At 61.6% G+C, this 14,051-nt stretch carries 15 protein-coding genes and 1 riboswitch; of the genes, 2 read left to right on the forward strand and 13 right to left on the reverse strand.

What is annotated here, in order from left to right; genetic code table 11:
• Positions 1-89: 89 nt before the first annotated feature.
• The 13 genes from LUA85_RS13060 to metA all read right to left on the reverse strand — a co-directional run bounded on the left by LUA85_RS13060 (position 90) and on the right by metA (position 12,893).
• On the reverse strand, positions 90-1,508 hold the full coding sequence (locus LUA85_RS13060) for an ammonium transporter (protein ID WP_231470596.1): 1,419 nt from the start codon (positions 1,506-1,508) through the stop codon (positions 90-92).
• 35 nt (positions 1,509-1,543) lie between these two features.
• Positions 1,544-1,882 (reverse strand): P-II family nitrogen regulator, encoded by a 339-nt coding sequence (locus tag LUA85_RS13065; protein WP_054107869.1) that lies wholly within the window; start codon positions 1,880-1,882, stop codon positions 1,544-1,546.
• 197 nt (positions 1,883-2,079) lie between these two features.
• Entirely contained in the window at positions 2,080-2,793 is a 714-nt protein-coding gene (locus tag LUA85_RS13070; protein WP_231470605.1) for an endonuclease/exonuclease/phosphatase family protein, read from the reverse strand.
• 8 nt (positions 2,794-2,801) lie between these two features.
• Complete coding sequence (locus LUA85_RS13075) at positions 2,802-3,359, reverse strand: pyridoxamine 5'-phosphate oxidase family protein (protein WP_231470607.1); 558 nt, start codon at positions 3,357-3,359, stop codon at positions 2,802-2,804.
• Entirely contained in the window at positions 3,359-4,231 is an 873-nt protein-coding gene (locus LUA85_RS13080) for an alpha/beta fold hydrolase (RefSeq protein WP_231470609.1), read from the reverse strand. The genes LUA85_RS13075 and LUA85_RS13080 overlap by 1 nt, the downstream gene beginning before the upstream one ends.
• 47 nt (positions 4,232-4,278) lie before the next feature.
• Complete coding sequence (locus LUA85_RS13085; protein WP_231470611.1) at positions 4,279-5,799, reverse strand: peptide chain release factor 3; 1,521 nt, start codon at positions 5,797-5,799, stop codon at positions 4,279-4,281.
• A gap of 10 nt (positions 5,800-5,809) precedes the next feature.
• Positions 5,810-6,691, reverse strand: a complete 882-nt coding sequence (locus tag LUA85_RS13090) for an aldose 1-epimerase family protein (RefSeq protein ID WP_231470619.1) — start codon at positions 6,689-6,691, stop codon at positions 5,810-5,812.
• Positions 6,688-9,090, reverse strand: a complete 2,403-nt coding sequence (gene pheT, locus LUA85_RS13095) for a phenylalanine--tRNA ligase subunit beta (protein ID WP_231470621.1) — start codon at positions 9,088-9,090, stop codon at positions 6,688-6,690. Before pheT ends, LUA85_RS13090 begins: the two co-directional genes overlap by 4 nt.
• Positions 9,087-10,187, reverse strand: coding sequence for a phenylalanine--tRNA ligase subunit alpha (gene pheS, locus LUA85_RS13100; protein WP_231470629.1), 1,101 nt, complete (start codon positions 10,185-10,187; stop codon positions 9,087-9,089). Before pheS ends, pheT begins: the two co-directional genes overlap by 4 nt.
• A 46-nt stretch (positions 10,188-10,233) precedes the next feature.
• Positions 10,234-11,073: an AraC family transcriptional regulator gene (locus LUA85_RS13105; RefSeq protein ID WP_231470631.1), complete on the reverse strand. Its 840-nt coding sequence runs from the start codon at positions 11,071-11,073 to the stop codon at positions 10,234-10,236.
• A 208-nt stretch (positions 11,074-11,281) separates the two neighbouring features.
• Positions 11,282-11,644 (reverse strand): 50S ribosomal protein L20, encoded by a 363-nt coding sequence (gene rplT / locus LUA85_RS13110; RefSeq protein ID WP_231470633.1) that lies wholly within the window; start codon positions 11,642-11,644, stop codon positions 11,282-11,284.
• 13 nt (positions 11,645-11,657) lie between these two features.
• Positions 11,658-11,861, reverse strand: coding sequence for a 50S ribosomal protein L35 (gene rpmI / locus LUA85_RS13115; protein ID WP_054107898.1), 204 nt, complete (start codon positions 11,859-11,861; stop codon positions 11,658-11,660).
• Positions 11,862-11,987: 126 nt separating this feature from the next.
• A complete protein-coding gene (metA, locus tag LUA85_RS13120; RefSeq protein ID WP_231470636.1) occupies positions 11,988-12,893 on the reverse strand; it encodes a homoserine O-succinyltransferase in 906 nt (301 codons plus the stop codon).
• 59 nt (positions 12,894-12,952) lie between these two features.
• Positions 12,953-13,071, reverse strand: a riboswitch (SAM-I-IV-variant riboswitch).
• A gap of 130 nt (positions 13,072-13,201) precedes the next feature.
• Here metA and LUA85_RS13125 point away from each other — a divergent pair.
• Together LUA85_RS13125 and bfr are read left to right on the forward strand one after the other, a co-directional pair.
• On the forward strand, positions 13,202-13,393 hold the full coding sequence (locus tag LUA85_RS13125; RefSeq protein ID WP_371823687.1) for a bacterioferritin-associated ferredoxin: 192 nt from the start codon (positions 13,202-13,204) through the stop codon (positions 13,391-13,393).
• 129 nt (positions 13,394-13,522) lie between these two features.
• Entirely contained in the window at positions 13,523-14,002 is a 480-nt protein-coding gene (bfr, locus tag LUA85_RS13130) for a bacterioferritin (protein ID WP_231470644.1), read from the forward strand.
• The last annotated feature ends 49 nt before the right edge of the window (positions 14,003-14,051 follow it).

Raw genomic sequence — 14,051 nt, forward strand, 5'->3', positions numbered from 1 at the left:
GCGGAGAGGGAGATGAGAGGGAGAGGATCTGTTTTCCCCCACTCCGCCAATTCGGTTGAACTTAGTAGTTGCCCGTCGGCATCAGCCGATCAGTAGTTGTAAGCGCGTTCGCCGTGCTCGGAGATGTCGAGGCCTTCGCGTTCCGATTCTTCCGACGGACGCAGACCCAGGGTCTTGTCGACAATGAAGAAGAGGATCGCGGAACCAACGCCGGAGAATACCACGGTGAACAGGACCGCCTTGATCTGCGTCATCACCTGGGTGCCGATGCTGTAGCTGTCAGCGTCGAACCCGGCAGGGAACACCGTGTAGTCGAACACGCCCTGGCCGCCGAGTGACGGAGCCGCGACGATGCCGGTGGCAATGGCGCCGACGATACCGCCGATGCCGTGTACGCCGAACACGTCGAGCGTATCGTCATACTTCAGCTTGTTCTTCACGGTGCTGACGAAGAGGTAGCAGATCGGCGAAACGACGAGGCCGAGAACGATCGAGGTCATCGGAGCGCCAAGGCCCGAAGCCGGAGTGATCGCGACGAGACCGGCGACGGCACCGGTTGCAGCGCCCAGCATCGAAGGCTTGCCGTGGTGAAGCTGTTCGACGATCGCCCATGAGACGGCCGCGGCAGCAGTGGCAACGAAGGTATTGATGAAGGCAACTGCGGTCACGCCGTTGGCTTCAAGGTTGGAACCGGCGTTGAAGCCGAACCAGCCCACCCACAGCAGCGAGGCGCCGATCATGGTCATGGTCAGCGAGTGCGGCGGCGTGGCTTCCTTGCCAAAGCCGATGCGCTTGCCGATCATCACGCAGCCAACGAGGCCTGCGATACCGGCGTTGATGTGCACCACGGTGCCGCCAGCGAAATCGAGTGCGCCCATGGCCCACAGGTAACCTGCGTCGGTCGGAGCGTCGGGCAGGAAGTCCGGGCCAGCCCAGTACCATACCATGTGCGCCATCGGGAAGTAGATGCAGGTCAGCCACAGGACGGTAAACACCATGAGCGAGCTGAACTTCACGCGTTCCGCAAAGGCACCCACGATCAACGCCGGAGTGATGCAGGCGAAGGTCATCTGGAAGATGACGAACGCATATTCGGGAATGTAGACGTTGTTCGAGAAGGTCGCCGCATAGGTCGTGGCATCCACGCCCATCAGGAAGATCTTCGAGAAGCCGCCGACAAACGGACCGCCGCTGGTGAAGGCCATCGAATAGCCCCAGCTAACCCAGACGAGTGCCGCGACCGAAACGATCATGAACACCTGCATCAGCACGCTGAGCATGTTCTTGGTGCGGACAAGACCGCCATAGAAAAGTGCGAGAGCAGGAATACTCATCATCAGGACAAGGACCGAGCTGACCAGCATCCAAGTCGTGTCAGCCTTGTCGACCATGCCGGCCATCTGTTCAACGGTTGGCGCCTTGATCGGCCCATCCTGCGCAAAAGCGGCCGAAGCGGCGAAGAGCGAAGCGCCCGTTCCCGCCAAGCCACCGATCATCTTACGGATCATGTTGGTTCCCCTAAGGTCGGAAATGGAAAGCCCGCTCAAAGCGCGGTGTCCCCGGTTTCGCCGGTACGGATGCGGGTCGCCGACGCGAGGTCGAGAACGAACACCTTGCCGTCGCCAATCGCTTCAGTGCTGGCTGCCTGCTGGATCGTTTCCACGATCTGCGGCGCAAGATCATCGCTGGCAGCGATTTCGATCTTCACCTTTGGAAGCATATTGGTGGAGTATTCAGCGCCGCGGTAAATTTCAGTCTGGCCTTTCTGCCGACCAAAACCCTTCACCTCCGACACCGTCATCCCAGCAACGCCCAGCGCCGACAGTGCTTCACGCACTTCGTCGAGCTTGAACGGCTTGATGATGGCGATGATGAACTTCATTCATGCCCCCTTTCATGACCCTTCGCACCGGGCGACCTGCCGGCGGAATGAGTTAAGCAAGAGGCATGCCAAACACGCACTTTTACGGATTCAGTCGTTTACGGGAACAAAACTGCCCGGCTGGCGGTTATTCGCGCTCGAATCTTGTGCAAAATATCACATGTGCCCAATTTTTAGGCAGTTTTGCATGCCTCAATTCAGGGCAGACGCAATTCGGCCCATACCGGCAAGTGATCGGATCCCACTGCTGCCAGCGCGCTGTGATGAACCCCTGAACCTTCCACTTCCAGCCCTTCGCTCACCACGATCCGGTCCAGTTGCGCCAGCGGCCTGCGCGAAGGAAAGCTGCGTCCGGGGGCAAGCACCCGCAAGGGCGTACGAAAGGCGGCCAATGCTCCGCCTTTGGCCGACCATTCATTCAGGTCGCCCATCATCACGGCATGTCCCTGCTCACCATGCCCCGCGATATGTGCGCAAACTGTCTCAACCTGCGCCCGCCGCCGCAGGCCCGACAGATCAAGGTGCATCCCGATCACCCGCAGCACCTGCCCGCCCACGCGCAGGCTGACACAGACCGCCCCGCGCGGCTCGATCGTCGGCAAGGGCACGGCGCAGGCCTCGATCACTTCGATATCGCGGCGTACCAGCAGAGCGTTGCCGTGCCAGCCCATGCTCGCCGCCGTTCGTGCCGCATCGTAATGGCCCGGCTCGATCACCCGCCACGGGCTGTGATCGTCAAGCGCAGCGCGCGGAATCACCGCCTCGCGCAGGCCGTAGCGACGGTCAGCCTCCTGCAAGGCTATCACATCGGCATCAATCTCGCGCAGCACCGTGAGAATGCGTTCGGGATCGCAGCGGCGGTCAAGCCCCACGCCCTTGTGAATGTTGTAACTGGCGACCTTGAGCTTCACGACGGCAATCAGGTACCACCGAAGTAGCGGTCCGTCGGGCGCACCGGCAATCCATCGATGCTCTGCGTACGCCCCGCGACCTTGGCCTGCCACGCTGCCGGGTCGGCCTGGGCATGGGCTTTCAGCAAGGTCTGGCGTTCTTGCTCGACCGTCATCACCGGCACACCCCAGCCGCAACTGGTCTGCACCGTTTCCACGGCAATATCGAATATCTGCCGTGTTCCGGGCAGGATGGTGAAATGGGCGGCCAGTTCCTCCCACGCATCGTCCGCCGGAAGAACCGGCTTTCCAGTCCCGTACAAGCGCAGGATCAGCGCAGGCTGCTGGAAATTGCACATCATCACCGTGATGCGCCCATCGGCCAGCAAATGCGCGTGCGTTTCATTGCCGGACCCGGCAAGGTCGAGATAGGCAACCCGGTTCGGCCCCAGGATACGGAAGCTGTCATAACCCTTGGGCGAAAGATTGATCCGGCCCGCCTCTGCCGCCGTCGCCACGAAATAGACCGATTGGCGTCCGATCATGGCCTGATGTGCGGGCGTTATATGATCGGAAAAGTCAGCCATCAGAGGAATTCCTTCAACGTCTTCACGAACCTGTCGAACTGGTCATGATGCAACCAGTGCCCCGCATCCTTGAACTCGATCACTTCGGCGCTGTTGAAATACTTGATTCGCCCGTCCGTTTCCGGGTTTTCAACCCACGAATCCGCGCCATTCAACAGCAGTGTGGGGCACGTGATCGCGCCCCACAACTGCTGAACGTATTCCGGCGATATGTCATAAGGCGCCGCATCGACGTTCAGGTGCGGATCGAATTTCCAGCTGAACGTGCCGTCCTCGTTGCGGTTGATGCCGTGCAGCGTCAAATGGCGCGCCTGATCGTCGGTAAGGTAGGGATTCTCGCCTTTCATGCGGGCATAGGCATCGGCCAGCGAGGGATAGCGGCGTGGCAAGCGCCCCGCGGCCTTGCGCTTTTCGCCGATGAAATCCCGCACCCGGCGGGCAAACGGCACGTCCTTGATCAGAGCTTCATGCGCCGTTGTGGGAAAAATGCCCTCAATCGCCACCAGCTTGCGCACGTTTTCGGGAAACAGCCCCGCATAGCGCAGGCTGACATTGGCTCCCCAGGAATGCGAAACAATCGTGACGGGGGCCAGATCAAGCTGATGAATCAGTTGCGCCACGTCATAAACAAGGTCCATCGTCCGGTAATTGCCATCCTCGGTCCACTGGCTGTCGCCATGGCCGCGGTGATCCATGGCGATGATGTGCCAGTCCTCGCGCAGGGCTTCGGCGGTCCAGTCCCATGATCGACAGTGGTCGCGCCCGCCATGGATCAACAGCAGCGGCGGCTTGTCGGCGTTGCCCCAGTCCACATAGTGGAGGCGCAGGCGCTGCGAGATGAACGTGTTCGATGTGGGACCGAGAAGTTGCATGGCACGCTACCTGCGCCGGATGCCCCCCGGTTTCAACCCCCTCGAACTTACCTTTCCTTGGTTGCAGAGAAAACCAGTTCGGGATTGCGTTCCTGCTGGTAGTTCACGTCCCACGATGATCGCGCCATGAATACCGGGTCGCCATCGCGGTCCTTGGCCAGGTTCGACATGTTGAAATCGGCAAACGATTTCAATGCTGTGTCGCTCCCCTTCAGCCAGCGCGCGGTATCGAACGGCGATGCTTCAAGCCCCGCCTCGACCTTGTATTCCGCCTCCAGCCGCGAAATCAGCACGTCCAACTGCAACTGCCCGACCACGCCAACGATCCACTGTGAACCAATCTCCGGGTAGAACACCTGGATCACGCCTTCTTCGGAAAGGTCATCCAATGCCTTGCGCAATTGCTTGGTCTTGGTCGGATCTTTCAACTGAACGCGCCGCAGGATTTCCGGCGCAAAGTTGGGAAGGCCGGTAAAGCGGACGTCGTTGCGTTCCGAAAGCGTATCGCCCACGCGCAAGGTGCCGTGGTTGGGAATGCCGATGATGTCGCCCGCCTCGGCGGTGTCGGCAATCTCGCGGTCCTGCGCAAAGAACAGGATCGGCGAATGCACCGCAATCGGCTTGCCCAGCCCGGAAGGCGTCAGCTTCATCCCGCGCCGGAACGTGCCCGAAACCATCCGCATGAACGCAATCCGGTCGCGGTGCTGCGGGTCCATGTTGGCCTGCACCTTGAAGATGAACCCGGTCACGTCCGGGCGTTCGGGATCGATCACGCCCTGATTCGACGATTGCGGACGCGGCGGCGGCGCGAACTTCGCAATCGCCTCGATCAGATCGATCACGCCGAAATTCTTCAGCGCCGATCCGAAATAGACCGGCGTCAGGTCGCCATTGCGATAGGCGTCCATGTCAAATTCGGGATAGCCCGCGCGGGCCAGTTCGATTTCCTCGGCAATGTCTGCGGGAATATCGACAGCAGGCTCTACTTTGCCCAGAAACTCGCGGCTATCGCCTTCTGGCCGCGCAATCGTTTCGTCGGCAAAGCTCATCACGCCCTGGAACACACCGCCCATTCCGATGGGCCACGACATCGGCACCACATCCAGCGCCAGCGCGTCGGCCACTTCGTCGAGCGTCTCGAACACGCTGCGGCCCTCACGGTCCACCTTGTTCACGAATGTGATGATCGGCACCGAACGCAAGCGGCACACCTCGAACAGTTTGCGCGTCTGCGGTTCGATGCCCTTGGCGGCGTCAATCACCATGATCGCCGAATCGACCGCGGTGAGCGTGCGATAGGTATCTTCGGAAAAGTCTTCGTGGCCCGGTGTATCGAGAAGGTTGAAGACGATGCCATCCTTCTGGAACGTCATCACCGATGACGTGACCGAAATCCCGCGCTGCTGCTCGATCTTCATCCAATCAGACCGCGCCCGTCGCGCAGCCCCGCGCGCCTTGACCTCACCCGCAAGATGGATCGCGCCGCCCTGAAGCAGCAGCTTCTCGGTCAGCGTGGTCTTACCGGCGTCGGGGTGGGAAATGATGGCGAAGGTGCGGCGATTGGACATGGATGCGCCCCTAGCGGGGGCGAACCGCCACGTCCATGCGGAAGCTGCGGGTTGCGCCGGGTTCGAGCAGGACCACGCCCGGCTTTTCGCGAAAATCGCCATCAAAGCCTTCGGGGTCGGCATGGCCAGCCCAAGGCTCGATGCAGATGTAGCGCGCGCCCGGCACCTGCCACAGGCCCAGCGAGGGTGTGTCTGGAAAGGCAATGTCGAGCCACGCCCCGCCGTCCGCTCCGTAGGACAGCTCGCGGCTCGCCAGATCGTCCCAGATCACTGCATCAGCCCTGAACAGATCTTCGTTGAGCGGCAGAACTTTGCTACGGACCGGGGTCTGCTCGCTTGCCGGGAGCAACAAGCCCGCCCCGGCGCTGACGCGGCGGATGTCCTGCGGTTCGGGATGCTCGAACACCAGCTTGTGCGCTGCCTTATCCGCCCCGCCCGGCAAAGGCCACACGAAGGCCGGATGATAGCCAAAGCTGAACGGCAGAGTTTCACCGTTGGGATTGGAGACGGTCGCCTCCATCGCCAGCGTCATCCCGTCCAACCGAAACGCCATCTCCAGCACAAAGCCGAACGGATAGACGGCGCGCGTATCGGGCGAATCCGTCAGCCGGAACCGCGCCGACGTTGCATCCACCTGCACGGGCGCAAACATGCTGCGCCGGGCAAAGCCATGGCGCGGCAAGGTATATTCGCGCCCATCCAGCCGCAACACGTCACCATTCAGCGAGCCGACAATCGGGAACAGCAGCGGTGCATGCCCGCCCCAGAACGCCGGATCGGCATCCGTCATGTATTCGCGATCCTGCGCATCCGTCACAGACCACAGCTCGGCCCCAAGCGGGTTGATCCGCGCGGTCAGTTCGCCGTTGGTGATCTCGATCAGGTTGGTCATCCGCGCAACTGTGCACCCTGCTTGGCCGCCGCTGCAACCACCTTGTCGGCAATCGCCTTCAGCGCGGCCTCGTCATAGGACTTCTCGACCGGTTGCAGCGTTACCTCGATGGCCAGCGACTTCTGCCCCTCAGGCACACCGGCGCCCCGGAAATCGTCGAACACGCGCGCGGCCACGATATTGGCCTTGTCCGCACCTTTGACCGAGCGCAGCAGGTCACCCGCCGCCACATCGGCGGAAACAAGGAAAGCAAAGTCGCGCGTCACAGCCTGCAACGGCGGCGGCGCAAAGTGCGGACGCGCAAAGCTGCCTGCGCCCTTCTTCGCCGGAATCCGGTCAAGGAACAGTTCGGCCACGACAACCGGGCCATCAATGTCGAAAGCCTTGGCGGTTGCCGGATGCAGCACTCCAAAGCGGGCCAGCACCGTCTTTGGCCCCAGCCGCAAAGTGGCAGACTGGCCCGGATGGAACTGCGCTCCCACCTCGCCCATCACTTGCAGGCTATCTACCGGCGCACCAGCTTCGGTCAGCAGCGCCAGCGCCTCGGCCTTCGCGTCGAACGCATTGAAGGCTTGCGCCTTGCCGGTGGCCCAACCGCGCGAGGCCTTGTCGCCTGCCAGCACCACGCCAAGGCTCAGCTTCTCGTCGCTCGCGCCATTGGCCCCGCGCAGATAGCGCCGCCCGATCTCGAACAGCCGCACCGATGATGCGCCGCGATCAAGGTTGCGCTTCACCGCCGCAAGCAATCCTGGCAGCAGCGAAGCCCGCATGACCTTGAGGTCTTCGGAAATCGGATTGGCGAGCGTCCACAGCGCTTCACCCTCGGCGAAGTGCGCGGCTTCCGCCTCAGGCAGGAACGACCACGTTATCGCCTCATGCAAACCCCGCGCAGCCGCTGCACGGCGCACACGGCGCTCCAGCATCTGCGCCGCCGTTGCGGTCGGCTTGGCCACACCATCTGCGCGTGGCAGCGGCGTGGATGGCACCGCGTCCAGCCCGTGCACGCGGATCACTTCCTCGACGATATCGGGCGCGCCATCGACATCGGGCCGCCATGTCGGCACGGTCACATTCCAGCTTTTGGCCAAATCATCCGCAACATCAAAGCCGAGCGCTGCCAGAATGCGCTTCTGCTCCGCATCGGCCACGTCAATCCCGCCCAGCCGCCCGGCCAGCGCCGGATCATAGGCCACGCTTTTGCGCGTTACCGGAGGCTCGCCCGCGCGCACGACTTCCGACGCCTCGCCGCCGCAAATCTCAAGGATCAGGGCCGTCAGCAGATCCATGCCGGTATCGAGGAACGCCGGGTCAACCCCGCGCTCGAACCGTCCGCGCGCATCCGATGCCAGCGCCAGTGCCTGTCCGGTCCGCGCAATCGACGGCGGATCGAAATAGGCCACTTCCAGCAGCACGTCGGTCGTCTCGTCGTCGCAGCCCGAATGCTCGCCGCCCATGATCCCGGCAATGTCGTGTACGCCTGAATCATCGGCGATCACCGTCATGAACGGTTCAAGCGCATATTCCTTGCCGTTGAGCGCCGTGACCTTTTCGCCCGCCGCAGCCTTGCGCGCCACGACCGCGCCGGACAGCTTGGCCAGGTCATAGGCATGCGCCGGGCGGCCATAGCCAAGCATCACGAAGTTCGTGATATCCACCAATGCCGAAATCGGGCGCTGCCCCGCAGACTTCAGGAAATCCTGCATCCACTTCGGGCTAGGCCCGTTCTTCACGCCGCGAATAACGCGGCCATGGAATGCCGGGCAACCATCGGCATCATCCGTGCGCACTTCCACCGGGCATGGGAAGCTGCCGGCCACAGGCGCCGCGTCAACCGGCTTCAACACGCCAAGGCCAGCCGCCGCCAGATCGCGCGCAATGCCGTAAACGCCCATGCAATCGGGCCGGTTCGGCGTGATCGCCACGTCGAACACCGGATCGGACCCGATGTAGTCGGCAAAGCTCTGTCCCACCGGCGCGTCTTCAGGCAGTTCAATGATGCCGTCATTATCTTCGCCCAGGCAAAGCTCACGCGTCGAACACATCATGCCGCTGGATTCGACCCCGCGAATGGCGGAATTGCGCAGCACCATGCCATTGGCCGGAACCACCGCGCCAGCCAAGCCCAGTACACCGACCAGCCCTGCCCGCGCATTGGGCGCGCCGCACACCACCTGCAACGGCGCAGCCTCACCCACATCGACAGACAGCACCTGCAACTTGTCGGCCTGCGGATGCTTGTCCGCGCTCAGCACACGCGCCACACGGAACTGCGTCAGCGCGGCAGAGGCATCCTCGACGCCTTCGATTTCCAGACCCAGCGAGGTCAGCTTTTCAGCGATGGTGCGCGCGTCGGCCTTGGTATCGAGGACCGACTGCAACCACGAGAGCGAAAACTTCACGAACGTACTCCAACACCGCCGGAAAGGGTCGGCACGTCCAGCGCGCCGAAACCATAGTGGCCCAGCCACCGCGCATCGCCATCGAAGAAGGCGCGCAGATCGTCGAGGCCGTATTTCAGCATCGCCAGCCGGTCGACGCCGGTGCCGAAGGCAAAGCCCTGCCATTCATCGGGATCAAGCCCGCCGAACGCGATGACCTTGCGGTTGACCATGCCGGAGCCGAGAACCTCCATCCAGCCGCCGTCAGCCGCATCGCCGCTGCCGCCAACCACGCGCTTGCCGTTTATCAGCGTATAGCCAACGTCCACTTCAACCGACGGTTCGGTGAACGGGAAGTAGCTGGGGCGCAGACGCAGCACGATGTCCTCACGCTCGAAGAACGCTTTGAGGAATGTCTCAAGCGTCCATTTCAGATGGCCAAGGTGAATGCCCTTGTCGATCACCAGACCTTCGATCTGGTGGAACATCGGCGTATGCGTTGCGTCCGAATCCGAACGATAAACCCGGCCCGGCGCGATGATCCGCAAAGGCGCGCCTTCTTTCAGCATCGTGCGGATCTGCACCGGCGAAGTGTGCGTGCGCAGCAACATCGAGCGGCCTTCTGCGTCCTTGTCCGGGAAATAGAACGTATCGTGCATCGCCCGCGCCGGATGGGTTTCGGGCATGTTGAGCGCGGTGAAGTTGTGCCAATCGTCCTCGATCTCCGGCCCGCTGGCCACGGCAAAGCCCATATCGGCAAAGATTTCGGCAAGTTCGTCCATCACCTGGCTAACCGGATGGATCGAACCTTTGGGCATTTCCGGCGCAGGCAGGGACAGATCGACCGTCTCCGCCGCCAGTCGCGCTTCCAAAGCCGCGCCTTCCAGCACCGCCTTGCGTGACGCCAGCGCCGAAGTCACGGCCTCGCGCACGGCCTGGATTTTCGGGCCTTCGCTGGTGCGCTGTTCAGGCGTCATCCCGCCCAGGGACTTGAGGAGCGCGCTCACCCATCCCTGTTTGCCCAGCGCCGCCACGCGGATCGCTTCTACCGCATCGGGCGTGGCTGCATCGGCAATGGCGCCAAGGGTTTCTGCCTGCTTTTGATCGAGCTGTTCCATGCGCGAAGCCGCTAGCGGCAAATGCGACAAAATCAAAGTGGGGAGTTCACCCGGCAGCCGGTGCGTGAAGCGCCTGAACAGCGCTGCCCATGAATTCCTGGCGCGCCCGCATCACCGCTTCCAGCACCGGCTTGGGCCGCGCGGCATATTCGCTTGGGCTGGTGCCCATAAAGCGGTGAAAGTCGCGCACGAACTGCGCCTGATCGTGATAATGGCTGTCGATCGCCCCGATCCAGTGCAGCGACGGATCGAGCATGTATTGCACCAGACTGCGCATGAAGCGCTGGCGGCGCAGCAGCAAGCGTGGCGTGAAGCCGAAATGCTTGCGGCAGATGCGTTCAAGGGTGTGTGCCGGAAGCCGCGACGCTTCGGCCATTTCCGCTACGCTGGAAACGTCAGGCTCGATCAATGCGGCATGGCAGGCCAAAATCCGCGGATCGTCTTCCCGATTATCGCGCGAGAGTGCCCGCACAAAGAATGCCATGATCCGCTCAAGCTCGGCCATCTCATCCGTACCATCGCCGAACACGCAATCGGATAACTCTCTGAACAAGGAGAGGAAGGGGTGGTCATCAACCGAATATATCCGGTCTGCATGAAAGTTGGCAGGGACGTTCACGAACCGCGCCCAGCCGAGCGGCAGGATGCCGATGCCCCATATGCGGGTCGTTCCCACGGTGAAACGCAATGTGGTGCTGGTCGGCCCGGTTACATTGGCGCGAACGCCGCCGGACTGGGGCAGCCCGGCCAATTGCGAATCAGGCAAGTCACCCTGATAAGCCCTGAAATTTGCCCATTCAGGATGCAGATAATCGGTCACGCGGCCTGCCGCGTCCCCGGTCACATCCAGTTCGGTCAGGTAGAATGTTGTAAAATAACGATTCAATGGCTCTGGGGGTCGATGAAATCGAACCCGGACCGTACAGTCCACCGACAAGATTGCGCACCCCTGTTTTATAGCCGGACCTGTTTGGATTTCATTCAGGCCCGGCAGTTGCGCAAAGTGCAGGGCGCAGACGCGGTGCGCAACGAAAAAGAGGGGGCAAGCTCTTGCCGAGCCTGCCCCCTCTTCCTGTGTACTGCGATCGACGGGATCAGGCGGCCGGAAGGGCTGCCTTGGCCTGTGCGATAACCGCGGTGAAGATGGCACCTTCGTTCATGGCGAGGTCGGCCATCGTCTTGCGGTCCAGTTCAAGCCCGGCCAGCTTGGTGCCGTGGATGAACTGCGAATAGGTGAGGCCTTCTTCGCGGACAGCAGCATTAATGCGCTGAATCCACAAGGCGCGGAAGCTGCGCTTCTTTACCTTGCGATCGCGATAGGCATATTGCCCGGCCTTTTCAACGGCCTGGCGGGCGACGCGGATGGTGTTCTTGCGACGGCCACGATAGCCCTTCGCCTGATCCAGAATCCGCTTGTGCTTTGCACGTGTGGTTACACCACGCTTGATACGGCTCATAAGTCAGCGCTCCTCAGTTCAGCCCGTAGGGCGCCCACTTCTTGATCGTCCGCGCATCGGCATCGGAGATCACGTCAGTGCCGCGGTTCTGGCGGATGTACTTGGCGTTATGGCTCATCAGGCGGTGGCGCTTGCCAGCCACACCGTGCTTCACCTTGCCGGTGGCGGTGAGCTTGAAGCGCTTTTTCACGCCGCTCTTCGTCTTCATCTTGGGCATTTTCGTCTCCTGATTACGACGCGTCCGATCCGCCTTGGCAGCCCTTGTGGCCAGGCCGATCATCGAATCCGTGTCGGTTGAACGGGGGCCGTTAGGTGAAGCGCGGCCCAAAGGCAAGCAGAGTCATCATGTTCCGATGTCCGCCAGATCGAATGCGGTGGTCTGATAAGCCTCGTTGATCCAGTTGCCGAACAGCAGATGGCCGTGCCCGCGCCAGGTGTTGGCGGGCTGGGCCTGTGGATCGTCGCCCGGAAAATAGTGGCGCGGCAGATAACCCGCCTCGTCGCGCGCATATTCGCCCGCCAGCGTCAGCGTGTCATATTCCAGGTGATTGAACATGTGCAGCGTACGCTGCGCCGGATCATCGATCAGGCACAGGCCGGTTTCCGGGCTTTCCGCCAGCACACTCAGGCCCCGGCCTTCGGGCAGGTCCTCGCGGCGCACTTCGCTCCAGCGCGAAACGGGTACATCGAACACATCAGGCAATCCGCGCATCCACGGATTGGCGGGTGCCCGGTTCAGGTGCCGGAACACACCCGATGCCTTGGTCGGCAATTCGTGCTTTTCCACGCCATGGAAGTGGTGCAGCGCTGCCATCGCGCCCCAGCACACGGTCAGCGTACGGTGAACGTGCGTCTGCGACCAATCGAGGATACGGCGCAATTCGTCCCAGTAGGTCACGTCCTCGAACGCCATTGTCTCGACAGGCGCGCCGGTGACGATCAGGCCGTCGAACTTCTCGACCTTCACATCTTCCCACGGGCGATAGAACGAGGCGATGTGTCCGGCGGACGTGGTCTTGCTGACGTGATCGGAAATCCGCACCAGTTCGAGATCGACCTGCAACGGTGTTGCCCCCAGCAACCGGGCGATCTGCGTTTCGGTGGTGATCTTGTCTGGCATCAGGTTGAGCAGCGCGATGCGGATCGGCCGGATATCCTGCCGCGCGGCTTCGGTTTCGCTCATCACGATCACGCCCTCGGCTTCCAGCGTACGGCGGGCGGGGAGATTGTCGGCAATCCTGATTGGCACTCTGCGCGTCTTTCTCTTGTGATCTGGCTCTTATGATCTGGCCAGGAAGACGCTCGCGCCTGTGTCCGTTTCGTTGCCCGATCGGCCACATCCTTGTTCCAGTCACCTGGTTCAAGCACCACCTTGCCCGGAACGGCAGGTTGGCGTTGGAGCGTCACCCCAACTCTCGATGTAAGAAGCAATCTAGGGGGGATCGGGCCGCGATGCAACAGGCCGAACGAGGCTGACGCATCACCAGTTATGAAATGCTCCCTTGATATTGCGAACGCATCGCATTAGTAGTGCGAATCACTGGCAACAAGCCTTGGATGGAATCGACGGCAATGTTCATCTGCATCTGCAATGCCATTCGCGAAAAAGACATCCGCGCCACCGCGCGCTGCCATGCGGGCACTGCCGAAGACGTTTATGGTCGGCTGGGTTTCAAGCCGCAGTGCCGCCAGTGCCTCGAAGATGCCGAAGACGTGATTGCCGACGAGCGCGCCTGCTCTTTCGCCTGACCGACCCGCAGACGCCGACCTTTTTCCCGTCACGGAACACCCCTTGGCCGGTGCGAGTCGTTCGCGCTTGGCCCTGCCGTTTCCTGCGCGTAGAATCCTGAAAACCATTTCCGAAAAAGGATCCGCGCCATGAAGGGCGACGCCACGGTCATCGAATTCCTCAACAAGGCCCTGCTCAACGAGCTGACCGCAATCAACCAGTACTGGCTGCACTATCGCATGCTCGCCAACTGGGGCGTGAAAAAACTGGCGGAATACGAACGCCACGAATCGATCGACGAGATGAAGCATGCCGACCTTCTGGCCGATCGCATCCTGTTCCTTGATGGCCTGCCCAACTTCCAGGCGCTTGGCCGCTTGCGCGTCGGCGAAAATGTCGAGGAAATCCTCAAGGCCGACCTTGCGCTCGAAATGGACGCCCTCCCGCTGCTGCGCGATGCCATCGCCCATTGCGAAACCGTGCGCGATTATGTCAGCCGCGACTTGTTCCAGAAAATCCTCGAAAGCGAGGAAGAGCATGTCGACGTGATCGAAAAGCAGTTCGACATGATCAAGCGCATGGGGCTGGAAAACTATATCCAGCTCAACAGCGAAGCAGCAGAGGCCTGAATCGGAATGACTTTCATTTGAATCGTCATTGCGAAGGGCAAAGCCCTGC

Source organism: Novosphingobium sp. CECT 9465 (assembly GCF_920987055.1).
In the GTDB taxonomy this organism is placed as follows: Bacteria; Pseudomonadota; Alphaproteobacteria; order Sphingomonadales; family Sphingomonadaceae; genus Novosphingobium.

Coding starts and splice junctions, on each gene's coding strand:
- LUA85_RS13085 (WP_231470611.1), bottom strand. CDS start 5,799: ATGTCCAATCGCCGCACCTTCGCCATCATTTCCCACCCCGACGCCGGT.
- LUA85_RS13080 (WP_231470609.1), bottom strand. CDS start 4,231: ATGCAACTTCTCGGTCCCACATCGAACACGTTCATCTCGCAGCGCCTG.
- LUA85_RS13065 (WP_054107869.1), bottom strand. CDS start 1,882: ATGAAGTTCATCATCGCCATCATCAAGCCGTTCAAGCTCGACGAAGTG.
- LUA85_RS13090 (WP_231470619.1), bottom strand. CDS start 6,691: ATGACCAACCTGATCGAGATCACCAACGGCGAACTGACCGCGCGGATC.
- LUA85_RS13075 (WP_231470607.1), bottom strand. CDS start 3,359: ATGGCTGACTTTTCCGATCATATAACGCCCGCACATCAGGCCATGATC.
- bfr (WP_231470644.1), top strand. CDS start 13,523: ATGAAGGGCGACGCCACGGTCATCGAATTCCTCAACAAGGCCCTGCTC.
- LUA85_RS13060 (WP_231470596.1), bottom strand. CDS start 1,508: ATGATCCGTAAGATGATCGGTGGCTTGGCGGGAACGGGCGCTTCGCTC.
- rplT (WP_231470633.1), bottom strand. CDS start 11,644: ATGAGCCGTATCAAGCGTGGTGTAACCACACGTGCAAAGCACAAGCGG.
- LUA85_RS13125 (WP_371823687.1), top strand. CDS start 13,202: ATGGAATCGACGGCAATGTTCATCTGCATCTGCAATGCCATTCGCGAA.
- pheS (WP_231470629.1), bottom strand. CDS start 10,187: ATGGAACAGCTCGATCAAAAGCAGGCAGAAACCCTTGGCGCCATTGCC.
- rpmI (WP_054107898.1), bottom strand. CDS start 11,861: ATGCCCAAGATGAAGACGAAGAGCGGCGTGAAAAAGCGCTTCAAGCTC.